The following is a 21,330-nucleotide window of genomic DNA, read 5'->3' as shown; positions in this document are numbered from 1 at the left end:
ATGGTGTAATGATAGAAAAAATGAAAAAGAACAAGACATCCTTGATCCTGATCATCCTGGGAATGCTGGGTGCCGGCTGCGGCAGTCAATCGGTAAACGTCCCGCAAACGCCTCCCGAAAAGCTGTCTGCGTACGGATTCTTCGCGGGAAACCCAGCGGATCTGCAGCCCAGTGCCGGCGTACTGCCCTACGATCTGAACACCCCACTGTTCTCGGATTACGCCCATAAGGCCCGTTTCGTCTGGATGCCTCCGGGAAAAAGTGCCCGCTACACCGGGGCGGGCGTGTTGGACTTTCCGGAAGGCACCGTGCTGATCAAGAATTTTTACTACGAGAACGATGAGACCGCAGCGGCAAAGGGGCGACGGATCCTGGAAACCCGACTGCTAATCCATCGCGGCGAGAATTGGGAAGCCCTCGGCTACATCTGGGATGACGCCCAGACGGAGGCTTACCTGAAAGTGACCGGCGATATTAAAGAAGTAGCGTGGGTGAACAAACAGGGAAAGGCCCAACAAGTCAACTACATCATTCCAAATAAGAACCAGTGCAAGAACTGCCACGCCAGAGCGGAGGAACTGGTGCCCATCGGCCCCAAGGTAGCGAACCTGAACCGGGATTTCGCTTATGCGGACGGTGCGAAAAACCAGTTGGTCAAATGGACCGAAGTGGGGTATCTCAGCGGCTATGTCCCGGAAGCGGAACACCCCGTGCTGGCGGCCTGGGATCAGCCGGGAGGCGGCGATCTGCAGGAAAGAGCTCTGGCTTATCTGGATGTGAACTGCGGCCACTGCCACCACCCGGAAGGTGCCGCCAATACCTCTGGCCTCACTCTGACGGCCGGGGCCAAACTGGATCGTTCCCTGGGCATCTTCAAGCCGACGGTATCGGCCGGAGCCGGAACGGGAGGCAATACCTATTCTATTGTACCGGGAGATCCCGAAGCATCCATCATGGTGTACCGGATGCGCTCAACAGATCCGGGAGCAATGATGCCCGAACTGGGCCGCAGAATGGTGCACGAGGAAGGAGTAGCATTGATCAGTGACTGGATAAAAAGCCTGGAACTGGAGAACCCCGCTCAGGTCAGCGGAGCGCCCGCCTCTTCGTCAAAATGAACCCGGTGAATAAGTAATTCCATGCCTTTTACCACATTGTTGTTGGGACGACCGCAGGAGGCACAGACGAATTTGTAGTCGCTGATCGTAGAATTGACCCCACAATCCGCACAGTGGATCTCAATGGGGACGGTATTCACCCGGAGCGATACTTCCCGGAATTTATTTTCGGCGGTGGTCACGGCCTCAAAGGCGTTTTGCATCAGCACCGGTTCTACGTTGGATAGCAGGCCGACCTGCAGTTCAATGGTATTGAGCCTACCGAGTTCTTCCGCCGAGAACTCCGCCTCCAGGGTATTGAAAATAGATCGGACGAGAGATATTTCGTGCATGCTGCCTTATTTTACCGCTGCGGTTTTCAATTGTTCCAGAAGTTCGAGGTGTTTGTCGGCTTCCCGGATCATATCGGCTTCTCCGACCAGTTGTTTTACTTCCTGCGCCTTGGCCACCATATCCCGAAAACGCTTTTCGTTGAAATCGTCGGTATCGTTACTTACTTTCCAGCTGGCTTCCAGGTAGTTGAGCAGAGTGATCGCTCTTTCGTAAGGATAAGCCGCCGTGCGCACCTGTAGCGCTTCCTGGTAGTAAAAAAGGGCTTTTTCGTAATTGTCGGAATGGATAGCCTGTGGAAATTTGGTGAGTGCATTGCCGTAGTTGTTACAGATCATTCCGTATTCGTAAGGGAAGAAATCTTTGGTGTAATACTGTAGCGCTTCCTGAAAAGAAGCGGAAGCAACTCCGGCCCAGATCCCTTTCTTCTTACTGTCGGCCGGCATTTCCGAATAGAGTACGGCCAGATTGTGGTGAATATCGGCGAATACGTCGGGCGTTTCCTCCTGCCGGAACACCTTCAAAGCCTGCTGGTAACTCTCGATGGCCGGCTTGTAAAACTGCGGATTACCCTGTTGCGCCCAGGTATAAAGCAGGGTGCCTTTTCGGAGATGGGCCTGTCCGGCCAGTTCTTCCAGCTCTTCGGATTCAAAAATGCCGATGGCCCGGCTGATATAGCCCAGCGCTTCGGAGAAACTTTCGGAAATATTGGCAATATGAGCGGCGTCGATCAGCAGCAGGCCGGTTTCCGCCCGGCGGTCGTGTTGTTCATTGTATTGGAGGACTTCCCAGAGGGTTTGTTTGAGCCGGTGCAGCAGATCCTGATCGTAAGGTACGGTGAGTTGTTTCATCCAGGCATCCGTCAGCATCCTTTTCAGACTGATCCGGGCGGCCTCTGGAAGGTCCTGCTCCAGTTGTTCGAGCAGGAGCGCTTCTGCGGATCTGGCATCTTCCCCGTCCAGCAAGAAACCGGCGTAGTGCTGGAGCGAATAGGCCCGGTATGCGGCATTGGGAGCGTCGGCGAGCGCCTGTTGGTAGTATGCTTTTAGCGTTTCTATCTGAATGCCGGATTGCAGGTAACCGTAGTGCCCGACGATGGCTATGTTATGGATTCTCCGGTATTGTTCAAATGGTGTGACCGGATCGGCTGTATCCTTCAGATCGGTGAGCTCGGAGAGATCGATCTCATAGCCGTACTGCAGGCGGCTGGCCAGCCCGGTCTCGAAGATCAGTGAAGGGTGCGTTTTCAGGTAATGCCATGCCTTTTCCCCATTATCCAGCTTGCTGAAAATAAGTCCCAACAGGGTAGCCGGGGAGAGGGGAATGCCCTGCGGCAACAGATAGGGGGGAGCCAGATTGGCCCAGTCGATCGGCTGACTGATCCCACGGGCATCTACGACCAGACTATCCGCACGGTCGGTTGGTGCGCTTTCTAGCGAGTGGTGTACACTAACCAGTTCATCCAGGCGCTCTTCGGAAGCGATGATCTCCCGGACCAGTTCTATCGTGTTATCAGAAGCGAAAATATCTAACATGCTGTGCTTGCTTTGAGCGGGGTGGATTTATTTCCGAAATAGAATAGGGCGAAGGTTTAAAGTTGTACCCGGAGTATACCCAGTCCGGCCTGGAATTCGTAAACCAGGTCGCGATCCCGGTCGTCGATCTGATGGTCGATCAGGATCTCGTGCAGGGCCACCGAACGGTCCCCGGCGGCACTCCGGGATTTCAGCAGGTGTTTTTTGGCTTTGTGCAGGTCCTTAAACATTTCGTCATCGCCCGCAGCCAGCAAAAGCGTATGCCGGTCGGGATAATAGACGAGGTAGGCATTGCCGGCCTCACCGAATACGACGGCGGCCGTCTCCCGGTCGATCAGTAGATGAGCCGCCCGCAGGCGTACCTGACTGGCGGCTTGCGGCTGTGCCTGGAGCTCATCGATGTATTTCTTCGGTGGTATAAACATATCGCATTCGTTTTTTAACCGACGTAAGTGGTTGGAGAGTATCCGAAACCAGTTTCACGTTAGTACTGATCGTAGCCAGAGAGTCCGGCTAGCCGCTGAATTCGTCCAGCAGAAGCTGAACTACCCGGTCACCACCCTGTTTTGCGGCCTCACCCATACCGACGTTGAAGCTGGTATTTTCAATGGCAATGAGATAAACATCGATCTCTTCGGGGTAATCTGCGCCGAGCATTTTCCGGGCGTAGGAAAGCGCCTGGTGCCATTTCAGGCCGTGCAAAAAGACGAGCGGGTCGTCTTCGATCTTGCCTTCTACTTCCGAGGCCGGCAGTTTGAATACACTGCCGACTGCTTCTTCGGAATTGATCACGGCGTCCACCAGAATGATCCGGTCGTGACCCCGCAACTGAAAAAGCACTTCAAAGGCCGAAGTCCCCATATCGAATACACTGACGGACTCGTCCGGCGGCATGGCCGCCTGTAGCTGTTCGATCACGTAGATGCCTACGCCGTCGTCGGCCCGGACGGGATTGCCGAAACCGAGTACCGCCGTTTTTTTTACCATTTTATCGATGCTGATATCCATAGTTTATGATCGCTCAATTTACGGAAGAAAAATGAACCGGGGGAGTTATAAGTGTTTATGCCAACAAACCATTAGTGATAATAGGTGCAGCGCACCGTCATAGCTACAGAATAGGACAGGACCGATATTTCCAGGTGCAGCGCACCGTCCTGATTCCAAATTTCCAGGCTCTCCGTATCCTCAATAAGCAGCGGGATGCGCAATAACGGCAGAAATTGCCCGCATTCCGCACCCCGCATACCTGATAGGAGAAGAGTGGTTATTACAATTTAAATTTAGCCAGTTGCTTGCCGGTCTTATTGTCGTGGGCGTGAACGGTGCACACCAGACAACTGTCGAAAGAGCGGGCAACCATGCCTACTTCCACCGGATCGTGCGGATCTTCGATCTCCGTTCCTTCCAGGGCCGATTCGATCGGACCGGGATTGCCGTCCTTATCGTTCGGACCGACATTGAAGGTAGTGGGCGCAATGATCTGATAGTTTTCGATCACGCCGTTCTTGATCTTGATCCAGTGGGCGAGGGCACCGCGGGCGGCTTCGGTCGCACCCCAGCCGATACCGTCCTGTTCGGTGGGTTTGATGTAGAACTCATCGTCCAGGCGTACCTGGCTCAGCCATTCGTTGATCTTGAGGTAAAGGCGCGGTGCTTCGTGCATACGGGCCAGTACCCGGGTAAAGACGGAAGGACCCATTCGCTTCATAATATCGCCGAATAGCGGATCCCGGAATTGGTGTTCTTTGTTAGCAGGATTAGCGGCCATGATCACCCGGGCCAGGGGACCGGTTTCCGCCGCATGGCCCATAAAGCGCGGTGCTTTGGACCAGCTGTATTTTCCGCCGAAGTCGGAATTTTCGAGATTGTGGATATCCATGGAGGTAGTCGGAATGGGTTCATCGAAGGGGTGCAGCCCTTCCTCCTGGTGGGTATACCAGGCGTGCTTGATGTGTTCCGCTACCTGCTTCTGGTCCGCGTCGTAGTATTTTTCGCCGTCGAAGAATCCGGATGGACTGATCGTGGCCGGGTTCCGGCCTTCGATGGTCGGTTTGTTGTACATATCCTTGTGCAGATAAGTACCCCAGGCAAGATATTTACCGACGCCCTGTCCGAATTTATCCAGGCCGAATTCCAGGCCGGCCCGCAGGAAGAGGCCCAGGTCGCTGTTGCGGTGGGATTCGTTCTCTTCGAGCCATTCCATGAGGTCATCCCAGGACTGGATCTCCATATAGCGTTCGATGGAGCAGCCCAGCCAGATCGTTTCCAGCCAGTCGTTCCGGAACTGGTTCATGATCGCGTGGGCCCGGGTGATGTCCTTCAGGGTCGGCGCGCACATCACCCCGCCGGGGATCATATAGCTGGAGTGCGGCCACTGCCCGCCGAAAAGCGCGTACACTTCCACCGGTCGGCCACTGGCCGTCACCCCGCTCTGGAAAGACGTACCTACGTAAGCGGCGAAGCGCTTAACCACTTCCTGGTACAGCGGTTTGTTGGCGAATTTTTTGTTGGCCATATCCGTGGCGAAGATGGCGTAAAACCAGCGTGGTATACTTTGGGTCGTTTCGGCTGCCTGACCGATAGCCCGCATCAGCAGGGCGTTGGGCGGCAGGGTGGTTTTCCACGCTACATCCAGTGCGGAAGACGCACAGTACAGGTGGGATCCACCGCAGATACCACAGGCACGCGGCGTTACGATCAGGCCCGATTGGGGGTCTTTCCCGGCCAGGATCTTTTCAAATCCCCGAAACATAGCCGCCTGGGTGTGGGCGCGGGTAACCACGCCGTTTTCCATATACACCTTTACATCGAGATCTCCTTCTACACGGCCTACAGGCGATATATTAAGTTCTTTTAAAGCCATTTTATGTGTTGTTTAAATTGGTTGTCTAATGTTGGTCACCCGTTCTACTTGGAGTGTTCCTTCAACTCGGAAGGTGATGGCGAGAATTTGCCCACCCCGGCCTTGAACCAGTACATGAGCTTGCTTTCTCCTTCCGGAACTTCTTGCGGTAGGAAGCCAAGATACTTCATTGTCTTGAATACACTGCCTTTTTTGAGGTCGTGGTGGGGGAAGCCCGGTTCCGTACAGCCCAGACAAGGGTGATTGGCCCGGGTTTTACTGGATTGGCGGTTCCAGAGGATCCGGTTACAACTGGCCCGCGTCATCGGTCCGCGGCAACCGACTTCGTAAAACAGACAACCGTGGCCTCTTTTACCGAAGCCGCCCTCGATCTTTTCGGCGAAGCTGCGGGCATTGGGGCAACCGGTTTGCACGAAATCCGTGAAAAAGGTACGCGGACGGTGATAATCATCGATCAGTACGTCGCCGATCCGGCCGGTAGAGATCGCCACCAGGATCTGGGTGATCCAGTCCGGGTGCGCGGGGCAACCGGGAATGTTGATCACCGGCAGGCCGCCTTTCGATACGAAGTCACCACCGAGGAAACCGCCTTTTTGCTTTTTGTGGAACTGCATACCCGTGGACTCACTCGGATTGGGCGGCACGGCGGGTATACCTCCCCAGGTGGCGCAGTCGCCAATGGCTACCACATACTGGGCGGCATCGGAAAGCTCCTTCACCCAGTCTTTCATGGGGCGGTCTGCAAAATAGTTCATCTGGCCGGTACCGTTCGGACCTTCCACCACCGATCCTTCAAAAACGAAAATGTCTAATTGGGTTTTACCGGAAATGCAGTCGTTAAGCAGATCGCTGACCTGATGGCCGATCTCCAGACCAACGGTCGGATGCCATAGAATATTGATACCGAAATCAACGATCAATTCTACTACCGTCGGTTCCTGGGCATCGAGGAAAGACATGGTGTTGCCGCTGCATGCACCTCCCTGTAGCCATAAAACGTTTGCCATAGTATTAGGAGTTTTTTCATTAGGCTGAAATATGTTTTGTAGATACGGGATATACAAAATTCTATTCCAGTAAAATTATTGCTTGCCAAATATAGTCATAAATGGAGGATTAGAAAATGTTTTCTAATTTTTTTAGAAAAAAACACCTAATTTCTAGAAAATGAATACTAATTGAGAATTAATCTAAATAGGTTTAATGTGCTAAGGTGTGAATGTGTGAATGTGTGAATGTGTGAAAGTGTTAATGTTTTAATGTGCTAGAGTGTGAATGGCAACGTTAGGTATCCGGATGCTTTGCGTTCACACTTTTAAACTTATACACTTTTCCACCGCTTCCGGATTGTACTAGCTTTATGCTCATTTGAAGGTGTGCGGGCAGTTAAAGGTCACTTTGAGGCGTCCAGGTCCGGTTTGGGTAAGGCGATGTTTACGGCAGACTTGAAGTAGTACATCAGTTTGGACTCTCCGGCGGGCACTTCCTGCGGCAGGAAACCGAGGTACTTCAGCGTTTTGAAAACGCTGCCCTTTTTGAGATTGTGGTGGGGGAAACCCGGTTCGGTACAACCCAGGCAGGGATGGTTGGCGCGGGTTTTACTGGACGTGCGGTTCCACAGGATGCGGTTGCAGCTGGAATGGGTCATGGAACCTCGGCAGCCGACCTCGTAGAACAGGCAGCCGCCGCGTTTGCCGAAACCGCCGCGAACTTTTTGGTTGAAGCTGTTGGTATTGGGGCAGCCCGTTTGCACAAAGTCCGTAAAGAAAGTCCGGGGGCGATGGTAGTCATCGTAGAGGATATCCTTGGCGCGGCCGGTGGCCAGCGCCACGAGGATCTGGGTCATCCAGTCCGGATGGGCGGGGCAGCCCGGGATATTGATCACCGGCAGACCGCCTTTGCTGATGAAATCCGGTCCGAGAAAACCACCTTTTTCCGATTTGTGGAATTGCAGGCCCGTGGATTCCGTCGGGTTGGGCGGCACGGCAATAATGCCTCCCCAGGCGGCGCAATCGCCAATAGCGACCACATAATCCGCCACCTGTGCCATGGCTTTAACCCATTCCATAGCGGGTCGGCCGGCGAAGATGTTCATTTTTCCCGTCCCGCCGGGGCCCTGGATCACGGTGCCTTCAAAAACAAAGATATCGACCTTTACCCGCCCGGAAAGGGCGTCGTTGAGCACCTCGTTGACCTGTTCTCCGATCTCGAGCCCAATGGATGGATGGTAAAGCATGTGAATACCGAAATCGGTGACCAGCTCAATGACGGAGGGTTGCTCGGCGTTGAGAAAAGACATGGTGTTACCGCTGCACGCGCCCCCTTTAAGCCAGATCAGATTCGTCATTCCTGCAGTACTTGTAGTGAAAGGTTTCGGAACATCAGTTGTCGGAAGAGTGTTGCTGCAAGACCGGCAGTATCAGTTGCTCGAATTCAGCGATCCCCTTTTCGGTAAAGAAAGGATAGAGCTGATTCCAGACCATTTCTTTGAAGTGGATGATCATCGGTGCTGCGTTTTTCCGGCGCAGCAGGTTCTGGGGTACCCAGAAAGTGATCAGGATCCAGATGGAATTGGCGGTGCTGTCGTAAATACCGGGCCGGGGTTCTTCGATGATCAACCCCCTTTGCCGGTTATAGTCGAAACGTTTGCGGATCTGACTGATCATTTTGGAAATGTGCACCTGGTGTTTCGAGTGGATATCCGGATAGTTGCGTTCGATCTCCAGCAAGTCCATAAAATAGAACGGATACTTCTGCAGAAAAGCGAAATACTTATTGAGCTGATTGTCGAAATCCATCAGGTTCGGAAAGATCCGGTAAGTGGAAAGAATGCCGGCGGCTTCTTCGTACAGTTCTTCCTTGATCGCATCGATGATCGCTTCTTTATTCCGGAAGTGATACGCCAGATTACCGGCGCTGATGCCCACGTCATTGGCAATCTGCTGGAGGCGCACATTGGCCATCCCGTTCTCATTGAATAGCCGGGTAGCTGCGTTTATGATCTTTTGTTTGGTACTGAGTTCAGCCATTTTTTTTCGGAATTGTTAAGCGTCAACTGGAGCAAAGGCCAAAGTCATCGATATTGACTTTCAGCGTTCCCCTCTGATCCTTGGCAGCCAGCCGGCGCATATACACGGCGTTGAGTATGGCTCGGTCCTTACTGGGATGCCGGGAGATAACCCGTTTGATTAATTTATAAGGCTCCTGAAAGTGGGCAAAGACGAGTTGTATTTCCCACATTCCTTCCCGCCGAACGATATTTTCGATCACCGCCGTATCCCGCAGCCACCAGTCATCGGACAGAAACTCCATATCGGATTGCATCCCCGGCTTTTCTGTAAAATGCTGGTTGTTCAGCAGATTCAGTAGTTCGTTATAGGCTTCATCACCAAGCTGGAAGTTTTTCATATTGGCGCATTATATTCCTACAAAGCTAATTAAAATCGGGCAGGCTTAAAAGTAAAAATCATACGGGTGCTCTAACATTTGCTGGTATTCGAGTTTTCCCATGGCCGTGAAATAGGGCAGGAGCAGGGCCCAGACGGCCTGCCGGTAGGCCGGTTCGTTGTTGTAGTCTTCCGCCCGGACGGCCCGTTGGTACCGCCAGAAATCCATGGTCATCCACAGCTGCTCCGATAGTTGGTCAAATGCACCGGACACCGGTTCGGAAACGAGCGCACCGCGCGCTGCGTTGAAATCCAGCATGGCCCGCAGTTGCCCGATCTGGGGTACAATGTGTTGGCGGTGGGCCGCAGCGACCGCCGGATAGGCCCGGCTTATTTCCAGCGTATCCAGATAAAAGAATATGTAATCCTGCTGCAGGTGAAAGGAAAGCCGGATCAAGCGGTCAATATTATCAAACAGAGGGACGATGCGGTATTCGGTCAGCAGGGCCTCCTGCCGTTGGGCCAAGGTTTCGTAGATGGCCAGAACGATCGCTTCTTTATTGGCGTAGTGGTACGCAAGATTCCCCACACTGACGAAGGCTTCGTCGGCAATGTGCTGAAGACGGACATTGACCAGTCCGTCGCGGTTGAACAGTTGCAGGGCAGCGGCGAGTATTTTCTGCTTGGTAGAAGCCATCAAATAGACTTAGTGATCATCAGTAAGCTGTCTCCGGTCACGCTTGAACGGAAATAGTGCGAATTTAAGAAACTTGGTACTTTTACTAAAGTTTACAGTCCGATCCGCCGGAGCGGAGTATCAATCCTTCACCGCTCGTCCCGTTCTGGCCTCCAGTATCGCCCGCATCTCCCGGTACAAAATGGGGGCCGTTTCCGGGCCCATCGAGTTGATCTCGCCGTAGGGAGCGCTATCCCGACCGTAAGTGTAGGGCGGTTCTTCATCCCACTGGCTTTTCGGCACCGCGTAACCGATCATATCGTTGGACAATCCCACGACGAACTGGTATTTACTCGTCATGAAGCTGCGCAGGGGTGGGGTTTCGAACGGTTCGATCGCAAAGTCGCCGCCCTCCGGTGCTTCCACGCCGCCGTTGACGATCTCGGGGTAGATCTCGGAGGGATGGTGCAGAAAAGTCGCCGGGCCGATCTGCCAGTAGGCCAGTTCCGAACGGACCTTCCACCAGCCGGGCATGCCGCGATCAAAAACGCCCATGGCGGCGCCCAGTCGGTAAAGTGGATTTTCCATGGGTAGACTGATGCTTTTGGCGGTCACGGCCAGCGCACCGCTGCTGATCACGTCGGTCCGGGCCGAATCCTGCAGGGCGGCCAGCGTCAGTTGGGCGATGGCCAGTCCCTGGGCTTCGGTCTTTTCGTAGGTTGCTCCCTGATAGACGGTGTCACCGAGCAGCGAGGGGATCTCGAAGTCCGGCCGGGTCGTCATCAGCCCACCGATCGCACCGTTGGTATAGATCGTGATGCCGCCCACCCCCGGTATCAGGGTCGAGTCGCCCACCGTAACACCCTTTTCCACACCCTCGCGGACATAGTGCGGGAAATCGGAACTGAGCAACAGGTTTTTACTCCAGAGGGTTTCCGGGTGGTTGGCCCAGCAGACGAGCGTTCCCAAGGTGGCTCCGTTTTCCAGGTCGGTGGCGTGCAGGATGCGGATACCGGGATCGGTTACCTTGGGCTCCCGGGAATCCATCACCAGATGGGCGGCACCGTCCAGATCCTGGGCAAAGGTAAGCCGGGCCGGGCGGAGTTTGCCGGCGGCTTCTTCTACCGATCGGACTGCCCGGTCGATCACCATTTGGCGGTAAGCCGGATCGACGCCGGTCTTGAACTCACTGGGACCCCAGAGTCCCAACAGGTCGGGCCCCTCGTGCGTGTGGGTACTCGAAACGATGATGTAGTCCACACCGGCTTCCTCGGATACTTTTTTCCGGATCGCGATGATATCGTCGTTGAAGTAGCCGATGGCATCCAGTACGACGTAAGCCAGACGGAATTGTCCGTCGTCGAGGACCATCGTCCGGGCCCACAGTTCGTCGTGTACGCCCTGGGCGGGCCGGCGGTTGTGAAAACCTGCGATCCAGACCGGATCGAACTGCCCGTTGCCGTTATCGTCCTCGTAGGTGTCCCCGTCTTCTTCCCGGTAGCGGGCATCGTCATTGGCATCCGTCCAGCGGTCCGGCACTTCCGGCGTGATGGATACGGCGGCAAAACCCGCCCGGATCGGGGCCGGTTCGGCGGTCGTATGTTCCAGTTCGAGCCAGTAGCCGGCGTGCCGGTCCCGTAAGCGGAAATACACCAGCGCGGCAACTACGACGACCAGCAATAGAAGAAAACCCAAAATGCGGAAAAGCCATTTTTTCATTGGGGACAGGTTTTAGGTTGTATAGGTGTTGGATTATGAGAACGCAGGATGTTCTAACTTCCCTCATTCATCAAAACGTTCGTCCCCAATATACGGCAGTTTTTCGAGGGAAGTCAGCGTAATGCTGTAAACCCCGAATTCTACCTGTACGGTACCTTCCAGCCGGTAGATGCCGATCCCCTTGAGCGGATAGGCGCGCATTGCTTTGGGAAAAATGACGGTATTGAAATAATCTCCGGCTTCGTCGTACCAGGCGTCGAAAGCCATCAATTCGTGTTGTTTGGTAGAGGTCGTCTTGCGGCACACAAAATAGCCCAGGATACAAACGGATTGATCCGTAAGTCGCGGCAGATCGCGGGCGGCAACGGTCTGGGCAGCTATGCACTGCGCCTGATCGCGGTCCAGCAGTTCGAAAGGAGAACAGAGGGGGAATTTCAGCAACTCGATCTCATCGAATGCCTGATCGAATGTGCCCTCTTTCAGCTCGGGCAGTTCGGTCTTTTCGCCCGGCGTCGCGAACAGGCTGGGAGTGGCCTGCTGGTTCTGGACGGACGCCCCCTGGTATTTTTCCCACATCAACTGGTATTTGTTCAGCCCGGTAAAGCGAAAGGAATTGATCTTGAAGAGCAGTTCGAGCTGGGTGGGCGCGCAGTCGATACGGCTGACAAAATCGGCCAGGCTCCGGTAGGGGCCATACTGTTGCCGGTTGTAGACGATCTCTTCCCCGAGCGCTTTTTCCAGGCCCAGGATCAGCCCCAGCCCCAGGTACAGCTGTTCTCCGTGCAGGCAACTGAGGTAGTCGCTGTGGTTCACACAGGGCGCGTGAATGACCGCGCCCATACGGCGGGCTTCGTGCACGTAGATCTCGGTCCGGTAAAAGCCGCCGAAGTTGTTGATCACGGCCAGCAAAAATTCGAGGGGATAATGCGCTTTGAGGTAGAGGTCCTGAAAAGAGAGTACGGCAAAGGCGGCCGAATGGGCTTTGCAGAAGGAATAGCCGGCAAAGCTGGAGATCTGGCGCCAGACCTCTTCGGTAAGGGTTTCCGCGTGCCCCTGTTTTTTGCTGTTGGTGAAAAACTTGTGCTTTAATTGCTGAAAAGTCTCCGAAAAACGATTCTTGCCGCTCATGATCTTGCGCAGTACATCGCTTTCAGCCAGCGAAAGGCCCGCGAAGGCGTGACAGATCTTCATCACGTCCTCCTGGAAGACCATTACCCCGTAGGTTTCCGCCAGATGTTCGGCAAAGGTATGGTGCAGATATTCGATCGTATACGGCTCGTGGTGCCGGCGGATGTACTCGCGCATCATACCCGAACTGGCCACCCCGGGTCGAATGATGCTGGAGGCCACCACCAGGTCCGGATAATTGTCGCACTGCAGTTTAGGCAGCAGTTCGCGCATATTGGGCGATTCCGCATAGAACACTCCGACCGTATCGCCCTGCCGGAGCAGCGCTTTGGCGTCCGGATCGTGGAAGACGTTTTTCGGATCGATATCGACGGCTTTCCCGTGATTCTGTTTCACGTAGCGTACACAGTCCCGGATATGGGACAGGCCGCATTGCCCCAGGATATCGTATTTGTTGAATCCCCAGTCCTCGGCGGTATACATGTCAAAATGGACGATCGGGAAGCCGAAGGGCATGGGGCGCAGGGCGGAAAATTCAAATAGCGGATGTTCGGAAATGATCACGCCCGAAGCGTGCACGGAAAGTTCGTTGGGGATATCCGCCAGCCGATGCGCGTAGGTCCAGATCTCCCCGGCCAGTTCGTGGTGTTCACCGGAGGATTGCGGACTGGCGACAATGCGATCGATCTCCGCTTTGGGCAGACCGTAGACCTTGCCGACCTCCCGCATGATCGAACGGAACTGAAACGTATTATAAGTACAGACAAAAGCCGTATGCCGGCGCCCGTAGCGTTTGAAGACATAGTCGAGGATGCGGTGCCGCTGGTCGGAAGGAAAATCGACGTCAAAATCGGGCATCGAGCTGCGCTCTTCGTTGATGAAGCGCTCAAAGTAAAGGTTCAGTTCCAGCGGATCCACATCGGTGATCCCGATGCAGTACGCGACGATGCTGTTGGCACCGCTTCCGCGTCCTACGTGCACGATATCGCTGTGCCGCGCGTACTGGATAAGGTCCCAGATGATGAGAAAATAGGAAACGAACCGCAGTTTATCAATGGCCTGCAGTTCTTTTTCCACCCGCTTACGGGCGGCGCTATCCCGACGGCCGTAGCGCCGGTCACAGCCTTCGAGCGCCAGTTTGCGCAGCAGTTCGCGATCTTCGTCGGCACTGCTGGTGAAGGTCTGCCGGTTGTAGGAACGCTGCGTTTCAAAATCGATATTACAGTCCCGCACGACGGCCGCGGTGTTCTGAATGATCTGTGGATAAAGACCGTAAACCGGCAGTAGCTGCCGGATGGGAAAAAAGCGCTCCGTGGGCGAGGCGTAGTCCTCCGGTTCCAGACGGGTGATGAGTTCGTTCTTACCGACGGCCCGCAGCACCCGGTGCAGGTCATGATCACTTTCTTCCAGCAGCGTGACGGGGCACCAGGCCAATAGCCGGTCCTGCCGCCGCCGGAGTGGGGAATTGAACAGCCGGTTGATATCCTGCGGACGGATACCGACGTATTCGTAATCCCGGAAATGCTCCAGCGGTTTCACCAACCGGGGATAGATGATGATCACCTGCTCCAGCCGGGGAGCCGTCGGCCGGATGCCCTGCTCGTAAATATCAGTCAGGTGTTTGTTAAGTACGGCAAAGCCCGCCTGATTTCGGGCCAAACCGATGTAACAGAGTCGTTGTTCCTCATCCCTGAACTCGATACCGATGATCGGGTGGATCCCCTGTTTCCGGCAGGCCCGCACGAAAGGGAACGCACCGGACACATTGTTGATATCGGTGAGTGCGATGGTTTTAAGTCCTTTGTCTTTAGCGGCTTCCACCAGTTCTTCGGGAGAAGCCAGCCCGTAATTGAGGCTGTAGTAGCTGTGGCAATTGATATACATGGGTGTTGAGTAGTCAGTGTGTTAGTAGTAGTTGGTGAAACAGCAGAGCGGCGCTCCGGAGCATAAGGGTTTGTCCGGGGCGGATCCCTCCCGGCTCCGTTTCCGGTATGGCGACTCATCTGTTCTTCCGGTCTTTAGGTTTTCTCATGTTTATCAGGTGTTTATGGTTATGCAATACAATTCCGGGCCTCCGGCGGACCAAAGGCAGTAAGGGCTGAACGGATCAGCACTTCAGGCGGAAGGGGAGTGAGATGTCGAAGCACGATGAGAGATCGGCAAAGCCGGCCGGAGGAGTCCACTGAGCATAAGTCACCCCGCCGCAGTCCGACCTCTATCGTACTCCGATCAATGTTCGTGGCTATACGGACACAAATGTCAGGCCTTTGCCGGAGCAAAAGCTACAGATCTGCGCAGCACAGCCAACGGCCTGCTGTTACTTGTAGTGGTATTGGTGGTAGTTATTGATGAGTGGGGTGTAATGTGTTAAGGTGTTGATGTTTTGATGTGTTAAGGTTGGGGTTGTATTAATGTGTTGGGGGTGAGTTTGTTATGATTTATATTCCTTCTGGGAGTGTCTGGAGGATGTGGCCATTTATCGAATCTTACTTCAACACTTCAACACTTCAACACTACAACACACCTTCATTCGTATCCCAGTATCAATTTTCGTTCAACGCGCTGGGGTAGGGGACCGAAATGTCCCAGTTTCAGTTCTGCCATTCGGCGTCCGGCGTGTCCGCAGGCTTTAAGTTCGTAACCGTCGAGCCAGGCGGTAAGAAAACCGGACCAGAAAGCATCGCCGGCACCGGTGGTATCTTTCACTTCTACGGTCTGGGCTTCCAGCAGATGGTATTCTTCCGCGGAAGCGACCACCGAACCCTCTGCGCCCAGGGTAACGCAGACGGCGCGTGCCCCCATTTCCAGGAAATATCTGGTGGCGACCGCCGGGTCACTCAGGGGTTGATCGAACAGCCGTTCCCAGTCGATCTCGCTAATCTTAACGATCGCGCCCATGGCTACGTAACTGCTCAGGATCTCCTGGGCTTCCGCCCGGTCGGGCCAGATCTTGGCCGCATAATTGGCGTCGATACTCAATTGTCCGCCCCGTGCACTGGTCTTTTGTGCAGCGGTGAGGATAGCCGATCTGGCCGGTTCGCGGCTTAGTCCGAAGCAGGTCGTATGGAAGATAGAAATATCATCCAGCAGACTTTCCGGGAACTGATCGCCGGTAATGTTGCTATCCGCACCCCGGTAGGCTTCGAAATTCGACACCTGCTGCGAACGGGTAACCAGGATCAGAGAAGTCGGACTATCCACGCGGTACAACTGGTGCACATCAACGCCGTGGCTTTGGACATACCGGAACAGATAATGTCCCATGTCATCGTTGCCGACCGAAGCCGCCAGGCTGGCCCGATTTCCCAAACGCGCCATATTCATACATAAATTTGCCGGACTTCCACCCGGAATGCGTTTGAAATTGGTAGCTTCGTCCAGATTTTCGGCAAAGTCAGCGCTGATGAAATCAATGAGCAATTCCCCCGTAGCGAGAATGTCTACATTTCGCTGGCGTCGCGAATCCATAATTTTGTCGTTTTAAGTAATTTTCCGGCCCTTCCGGAGAAGGCGTTATTTAGCCTGTGAAAATAACACAAATGTCCAAAAAAACGAATTGCGATATCAGAGAGATCCGTTGTGATTAATGTTTCTCTGCTGCATAATTAATAAAAAAAGTTTTATTTTTATCTTTTAAACAATTATTTTTTGTTCTTTCATGAGTGAAGCCACCTATCATATACCGGTAACGGAAACCTTTGTCAATGTCATTCTCCCGCTGGCTACCCCCAAACCCTATACGTACCATGTTCCCGAAGAACTGATCCCGGAAGTGAAATTCGGTTTGCGGGTGGAAGTGCAGTTCGGTAAACAAAAGCGCTATTCGGGACTGATCATTGAGGTGCACCAGAATGCGCCGGAAGGACATCGTACCAAACCCATTATCGGTATCGTGGATGATGCGCCGCTGATCAACGAGCGGCAACTGAAACTGTGGAACTGGCTGGCCGGGTACTATGGCTGCACCCTGGGAGAGATCATGCACGCGGCGCTGCCGGCCAACCTCAAACTGGCCAGTGAGACCATTCTGAGCCTGAGTCCGCTGTACGACGGAGATTTTGTCCATCTGGAAGACAAGGAATATCTGATCGCCGAGGCACTTACGATCCAGGATGAACTTTCCATCGAAGAGGTCCGGGACATTATCGGCACCAAAACGGTCTATCCGCTCATCCGGGCGATGCTGGAAAAACGGATCATCTACCTGAAAGAGGACATCAAGGAAAAATATAAACCCAAGTCGGTAGCCTGCGTCAAACTCGCTGAGCCCTACGCCTCGGACCGCAAACAACTCAATGCCGCTTTCGATAAGCTCACCCGCTCCGAACGGCAGACCGAAGCGCTGATGGCCTATATCCAGCTGGAAAAGCAGCAGGATTACATCCGCCGTCAGGACATTTACAAGAAAGTGAATGCGGACAGCAGTGTGCTGAAGGCCATGGAGAAAAAGGGGGTATTCGAACTCTACGACCGCGAGGTCAGTCGCCTGGGCAGTTACGAAGAGGAAACGGTAGATGCAGCGGAACTGTCCGAACAACAGTCCGACGCTATCGAACGGAGTAAAACCTTATTCGAAAAACAGGATGTCGTATTGCTGCACGGCGTTACGGGGAGCGGCAAGACCCGCGTGTACGTCGAACTCATCCGGGAAGCGCTCGAACGGGGTGAGCAGGTACTGTATCTGTTGCCCGAGATCGCACTGACCACTCAGATCACGGATCGCCTGCAGCAGATCTTCGGAGACGATATTGCCGTCTATCATTCCCGGCTGAACAATAACGAACGGGTAGAAATGTGGAATGCCGTACTGCAGGACAAACCGATCGTACTCGGAGCCCGCTCGGCCCTGTTTCTACCGTTTTCCAATCTCGGACTGATCGTCGTGGACGAAGAGCACGACCGCTCTTACAAGCAACACGATCCCAGCCCGCGCTACAACGGACGGGATGCAGCGATCGTGCTGGCGCAGTTGCACGGGGCCAAAGTACTGCTGGGAACGGCCACACCTTCGGTAGAGACCTACCACAACGTACTCAAGAAAAAATACGGGCTGGTGGCCATGCCGGAGCGTTTTGGTGGCATACAGATGCCGGAAATACTGGTGGTCGACCTGAAGAATGAGCAGAAAAAGCGGCAACTGCAGTCGCATTTTTCATCCGTGCTGATCGCAGAACTGAAGGGAGCACTGGAAAGGGGCGAACAGGCAATCCTCTTCCAGAACCGCCGGGGATTTTCTCCGACCTATCGCTGTTCGACCTGCGGCTGGCACGCCGAGTGTGTGCACTGCGATGTGAGCCTGACCTACCACAAATATTTTAAGCAGTTAAAATGCCACTACTGTGGCTACCAGACGGCCCTGCCGAAAAACTGTCCGGCCTGCGGTTCTACCGGTTTGATCCTGAAGGGGTTCGGTACGGAGAAGATCGAGGATGAACTCAAGATCTATCTGCCCACGGCCAAGATCGCCCGGATGGATTTCGATACGGTGCGCTCCAAACACGCGCACGCGCAGATCATCAACGATTTCGAAGAGAAACGCATCGACATATTGGTGGGTACGCAGATGGTGACCAAAGGACTGGATTTTGAGAATGTCGGCATCGTAGGGGTATTGAGCGCCGATCAGTTGCTGCAATTTCCCGACTTCCGGGCCAGCGAGCGGGCTTTTCAGCTCATGGTACAGGTAAGTGGCCGGGCGGGTAGAAAGCATAAACGCGGTAAGGTGATCATCCAGGCGTTCAATACGGCGAGTCCGGTATTGAAAGAGGTTTTCCAGAACGACTTTCCTACTTTCATCAACCGGGAATTGCGCGAGCGGAATGATTTCCTCTACCCGCCTTTTGTCCGTCTGATCCGCATTACGCTGAAGCATAAGAAACCGGAATTGCTGAATGACGCCGCCAAACTCTACGCAAAACTGCTGAAAACGGCGCTGGGAAGCTGGGTGATCGGACCGGCAGTGCCGTACATTTCCCGTGTACGGGGATATTATCTGCTGGATTTCCTGATCAAACTGGAACGGGATGCTAAAAAGATCCGCTTTGCCAAGGATACCGTACTGAACAGCATTGATGAAATGCAGCGTGCGGAGGGCTTTTCGGGCGTACGGGTAAATGTGGATGTGGATCCGTTCTAGAGGCTTTCCCTTAAGGTAAACCCGGATACCCTAATCCTGAGCGATACCGATTAACCAAAGAACTATGACTGATTCCAAACCGGTAAACGACCGTATGGCAAGCTCCCGGGAGCACTACCCGGAGCGGTCTGTTCGCTTTCTGCTGTATACAGGCGTCAGTTTTCTTGCCCTCTTCGGATTGATCTGGTGGATGCCCGTTGATTTCGCAACTTCTTCCGGGCTGGCATTTTACCTGTTGCTGGTGTTGTTCGCTTTTTTGATCACGCTCAGCTGCAGTCTGCGGGGTGTTTACTTCGGTGTTTTTAGTCTGGCCAGGAAAAGACTGATCGTGAGGGAAGTCACCGTTCTGCTCCTGAATTTCGGACTGTTGCTGTACTGGATGCATACCTTCATCGCGGATCTTCTACCACTTATCTTTCCGTTTCAGGACCTGAGTTGATCGTTTTCTGCAGTAAGAACGGCTGCTTAAGCCAGGCCCAAATGATACCGGACCAGTCCTTCCATCGGGCTCATCGCGATCTGTCCGATCTCGATATTGAATTCCAGCGCTATTTCCCGTAAAACATCTGCGAAGTGAAAGGCGATAGACCCGCCGCAACTCAGCGGTACCCGTTCTTCCGGTTGCAGGGGCAAAACATTCATTCGGAAGAAATCGCGGAAACAGGATCGGACCAGTTCGTGTATATAGGAGTGGGAGAGGTGCTCTCCGATGAAGGGAGCAACGGTGGCCAGATAGCGGTTGGGAAAAGGTTTGCGGTACACTGCTTCCAGAATATTGTCGCGTGACAACTGATAGCGTTCCCGCAACTTTGCGCTTAGGTCATCCGGCAACAGACCGTTCAGGAAGTGGTTCAGTAAATGTTTACCCAGATACGCGCCGCCGCCTTCATCGCCCAGTACATAACCCAGTCCTCCGGCGGTTCGCGCCAGGGTTTCACCGTTGTAGAGGCCTACATTGGAGCCGGTACCGAGAATGGCGGCAATGCCGGGACGGTGCCCGCAAAGCGCCCGGGCCACGGCCAGCAGATCGGAATCTACGGCGGTGGTGGCTTCGGGAAAAACGGTTCCGTAGGCTTGTTGTAGCCGGCTTAGATTGGCCTGGTTGTTGGTGCCGGTACCGTAGTGGAAGACGGCTGACACCGCACCGGAGTGGGGGAGAACCTCCCGGATCTCCCGCAGCTTTTCTGCCAGTTCTGCTTCCGTCAGGAAAAAGGGGTGGATACCCGGTACCGTACCTTCCAGCTGAAGGCTTCCTTCGGCGAGATAGGCCCAGTTGGCCTTGGTGCCGCCACTGTCGATGAGCAGTTTATTCACCATAATGAAGTGTTTATCGTGGTATCAAATAATCACAACATCATGGCATCAATCCCGTCCTGCTTCGACGGCTTTTCGTACACTGCCGTGTTTTTCCAGCAACTGCTGGGCCGCTTCGTAGCTGATGTCCAGTTCCTGCATCACCATTTTAGTGCCGCGATCCACCAGCTTATTGTTAGCCAGTTTCATATCTACCATACGATTGTCCTTCACCCGTCCCAGACGGATCATCACGGCGGTACTGATCATATTGAGTACCAGCTTTTGGGCGGTCCCGGACTTCATGCGGGTACTGCCGGTCACGAATTCCGGGCCAACCACCACTTCGATGGGGTGATCCGCCGCAGCGGCGAGCGGCGAGCCGGTATTGCAGGTGATGCAGCCGGTTACGATATTGCGCTTGCGGGCTTCCTCCAACGCACCGATCACGTAGGGAGTAGTACCGGAAGCGGCGATACCGACTACCACATCATTTTCGTCTATCTTATATTCCATCAGGTCGTTCCATCCCTGCATGGGATCATCTTCGGCGTGTTCTACGGAATTGCGTAGCGCGTGATCGCCCCCGGCTATCAGACCGATCACCCAGTTTGGAGGTACGCCGTAGGTGGGCGGGCATTCGGAAGCATCCAGTACCCCGAGACGTCCACTCGTGCCGGCCCCGAGATAGAACAGCCGGCCGCCTTCCTGCATCTTGGCCGCGATGATCTCTACTAAATTGGTAATAACAGGAATGGTTTTAGCCACGGCCAGCGGGACGCTCTGGTCCTCTTTGTTCATGCTTTCCAGCAGCTCGCGGGTTTCCATCTTTTCCAGATGGCGGTAATGGGAGGGAGATTCGGTGATCTTTTGCATAGGTACGTTTTTGAGCGGGAAGCGTGAGGAATGAAGGAACTGCTCATTCCTCACGTTTCATTCCTCACTCCTGATTATCCGCACGAAGGTAATGAAGTGCCGGAAATAGCGAAGCGCTTTATGCAAAAAAGTGTGCAGGCGCGCACTCGTGAACTTTCGGTCACCGCATGATGGACGGTCTGCCTAATCGTGGAAACGTGTATAAGTTGCAATGTGGAAAGGGCTGATAACCTTCCACTTAGCTACCTATACACGTTTCACTTCTCT

The 21,330-nt window shown here is 54.1% G+C and carries 19 protein-coding genes; 4 read left to right on the top strand and 15 right to left on the bottom strand.

Annotation, left to right across the window (positions count from 1 at the left end; all coding sequences use genetic code 11):
- The first annotated feature begins 20 nt into the window (after nucleotides 1-20).
- Complete coding sequence (locus CRP01_RS25050; protein WP_099152854.1) at nucleotides 21-1,118, top strand: SO2930 family diheme c-type cytochrome; 1,098 nt, start codon at nucleotides 21-23, stop codon at nucleotides 1,116-1,118.
- On the opposite strand, the gene CRP01_RS25045 is transcribed toward CRP01_RS25050, so the two are convergent.
- The 13 genes from CRP01_RS25045 to CRP01_RS24985 form a co-directional block, all read right to left on the bottom strand.
- Entirely contained in the window at nucleotides 1,082-1,450 is a 369-nt protein-coding gene (locus CRP01_RS25045) for a hydrogenase maturation nickel metallochaperone HypA/HybF (RefSeq protein WP_099152853.1), read from the bottom strand. The two genes, CRP01_RS25050 and CRP01_RS25045, sit on opposite strands and share 37 nt — an antisense overlap.
- A 6-nt stretch (nucleotides 1,451-1,456) precedes the next feature.
- A complete protein-coding gene (locus CRP01_RS25040; protein ID WP_099152852.1) occupies nucleotides 1,457-2,983 on the bottom strand; it encodes a tetratricopeptide repeat protein in 1,527 nt (508 codons plus the stop codon).
- A 56-nt stretch (nucleotides 2,984-3,039) separates the two neighbouring features.
- The gene (locus CRP01_RS25035) at nucleotides 3,040-3,408 is read right to left on the bottom strand and encodes a hypothetical protein (protein WP_099152851.1); all 369 of its coding nucleotides are present in this window, start codon (nucleotides 3,406-3,408) and stop codon (nucleotides 3,040-3,042) included.
- Nucleotides 3,409-3,496: 88 nt separating this feature from the next.
- Complete coding sequence (locus tag CRP01_RS25030) at nucleotides 3,497-3,991, bottom strand: hydrogenase maturation protease (RefSeq protein ID WP_222845806.1); 495 nt, start codon at nucleotides 3,989-3,991, stop codon at nucleotides 3,497-3,499.
- Between the two features lie 262 nt (nucleotides 3,992-4,253).
- A complete protein-coding gene (locus CRP01_RS25025; protein ID WP_099152850.1) occupies nucleotides 4,254-5,849 on the bottom strand; it encodes a nickel-dependent hydrogenase large subunit in 1,596 nt (531 codons plus the stop codon).
- Nucleotides 5,850-5,893: 44 nt separating this feature from the next.
- Complete coding sequence (locus tag CRP01_RS25020; RefSeq protein ID WP_099152849.1) at nucleotides 5,894-6,856, bottom strand: NADH-quinone oxidoreductase subunit B family protein; 963 nt, start codon at nucleotides 6,854-6,856, stop codon at nucleotides 5,894-5,896.
- A 386-nt stretch (nucleotides 6,857-7,242) separates the two neighbouring features.
- The gene (locus CRP01_RS25015; RefSeq protein WP_099152848.1) at nucleotides 7,243-8,196 is read right to left on the bottom strand and encodes an NADH-quinone oxidoreductase subunit B family protein; all 954 of its coding nucleotides are present in this window, start codon (nucleotides 8,194-8,196) and stop codon (nucleotides 7,243-7,245) included.
- Between the two features lie 34 nt (nucleotides 8,197-8,230).
- Nucleotides 8,231-8,878 carry a TetR/AcrR family transcriptional regulator gene (locus CRP01_RS25010; RefSeq protein WP_222845805.1) on the bottom strand — a complete coding sequence of 216 codons (648 nt, stop codon included), beginning with the start codon at nucleotides 8,876-8,878 and terminating at the stop codon, nucleotides 8,231-8,233.
- A 22-nt stretch (nucleotides 8,879-8,900) separates the two neighbouring features.
- Nucleotides 8,901-9,257: a hypothetical protein gene (locus tag CRP01_RS25005; RefSeq protein ID WP_099152847.1), complete on the bottom strand. Its 357-nt coding sequence runs from the start codon at nucleotides 9,255-9,257 to the stop codon at nucleotides 8,901-8,903.
- Nucleotides 9,258-9,302: 45 nt separating this feature from the next.
- Nucleotides 9,303-9,932, bottom strand: coding sequence for a TetR/AcrR family transcriptional regulator (locus CRP01_RS25000; RefSeq protein ID WP_099152846.1), 630 nt, complete (start codon nucleotides 9,930-9,932; stop codon nucleotides 9,303-9,305).
- Between the two features lie 120 nt (nucleotides 9,933-10,052).
- Entirely contained in the window at nucleotides 10,053-11,630 is a 1,578-nt protein-coding gene (locus CRP01_RS24995) for a neutral/alkaline non-lysosomal ceramidase N-terminal domain-containing protein (RefSeq protein WP_099152845.1), read from the bottom strand.
- A gap of 63 nt (nucleotides 11,631-11,693) precedes the next feature.
- A complete protein-coding gene (locus tag CRP01_RS24990; RefSeq protein ID WP_099152844.1) occupies nucleotides 11,694-14,642 on the bottom strand; it encodes a DNA polymerase III subunit alpha in 2,949 nt (982 codons plus the stop codon).
- 642 nt (nucleotides 14,643-15,284) lie between these two features.
- Nucleotides 15,285-16,226 (bottom strand): carbohydrate kinase family protein, encoded by a 942-nt coding sequence (locus tag CRP01_RS24985; protein WP_099152843.1) that lies wholly within the window; start codon nucleotides 16,224-16,226, stop codon nucleotides 15,285-15,287.
- A gap of 190 nt (nucleotides 16,227-16,416) precedes the next feature.
- Between CRP01_RS24985 and priA the strand changes: the two genes are divergently transcribed.
- On the top strand, nucleotides 16,417-18,894 hold the full coding sequence (gene priA, locus CRP01_RS24980) for a replication restart helicase PriA (protein WP_099152842.1): 2,478 nt from the start codon (nucleotides 16,417-16,419) through the stop codon (nucleotides 18,892-18,894).
- 64 nt (nucleotides 18,895-18,958) lie between these two features.
- Nucleotides 18,959-19,333, top strand: coding sequence for a hypothetical protein (locus CRP01_RS24975; RefSeq protein WP_099152841.1), 375 nt, complete (start codon nucleotides 18,959-18,961; stop codon nucleotides 19,331-19,333).
- A gap of 26 nt (nucleotides 19,334-19,359) precedes the next feature.
- Here the strand turns inward: CRP01_RS24975 and CRP01_RS24970 are convergent, their stop codons facing one another.
- Both CRP01_RS24970 and murQ read right to left on the bottom strand, forming a co-directional pair.
- Complete coding sequence (locus CRP01_RS24970) at nucleotides 19,360-20,211, bottom strand: hypothetical protein (protein WP_099152840.1); 852 nt, start codon at nucleotides 20,209-20,211, stop codon at nucleotides 19,360-19,362.
- 45 nt (nucleotides 20,212-20,256) lie between these two features.
- Nucleotides 20,257-21,063 (bottom strand): N-acetylmuramic acid 6-phosphate etherase, encoded by an 807-nt coding sequence (gene murQ / locus CRP01_RS24965; RefSeq protein ID WP_099152839.1) that lies wholly within the window; start codon nucleotides 21,061-21,063, stop codon nucleotides 20,257-20,259.
- A gap of 30 nt (nucleotides 21,064-21,093) precedes the next feature.
- On the opposite strand from murQ, the gene CRP01_RS42445 reads away from it, so the two are divergent.
- A complete protein-coding gene (locus tag CRP01_RS42445) occupies nucleotides 21,094-21,234 on the top strand; it encodes a hypothetical protein (protein ID WP_170110531.1) in 141 nt (46 codons plus the stop codon).
- Nucleotides 21,235-21,330 lie beyond the last annotated feature (96 nt).

The sequence above is a fragment of the Flavilitoribacter nigricans DSM 23189 = NBRC 102662 genome, from assembly GCF_002646595.1.
Classification (GTDB): domain Bacteria; phylum Bacteroidota; class Bacteroidia; order Chitinophagales; family Saprospiraceae; genus Flavilitoribacter; species Flavilitoribacter nigricans.
The sequence above is the reverse complement of the archived record's forward strand: the minus strand, read 5'-3'. Positions and strand labels throughout refer to the sequence as shown.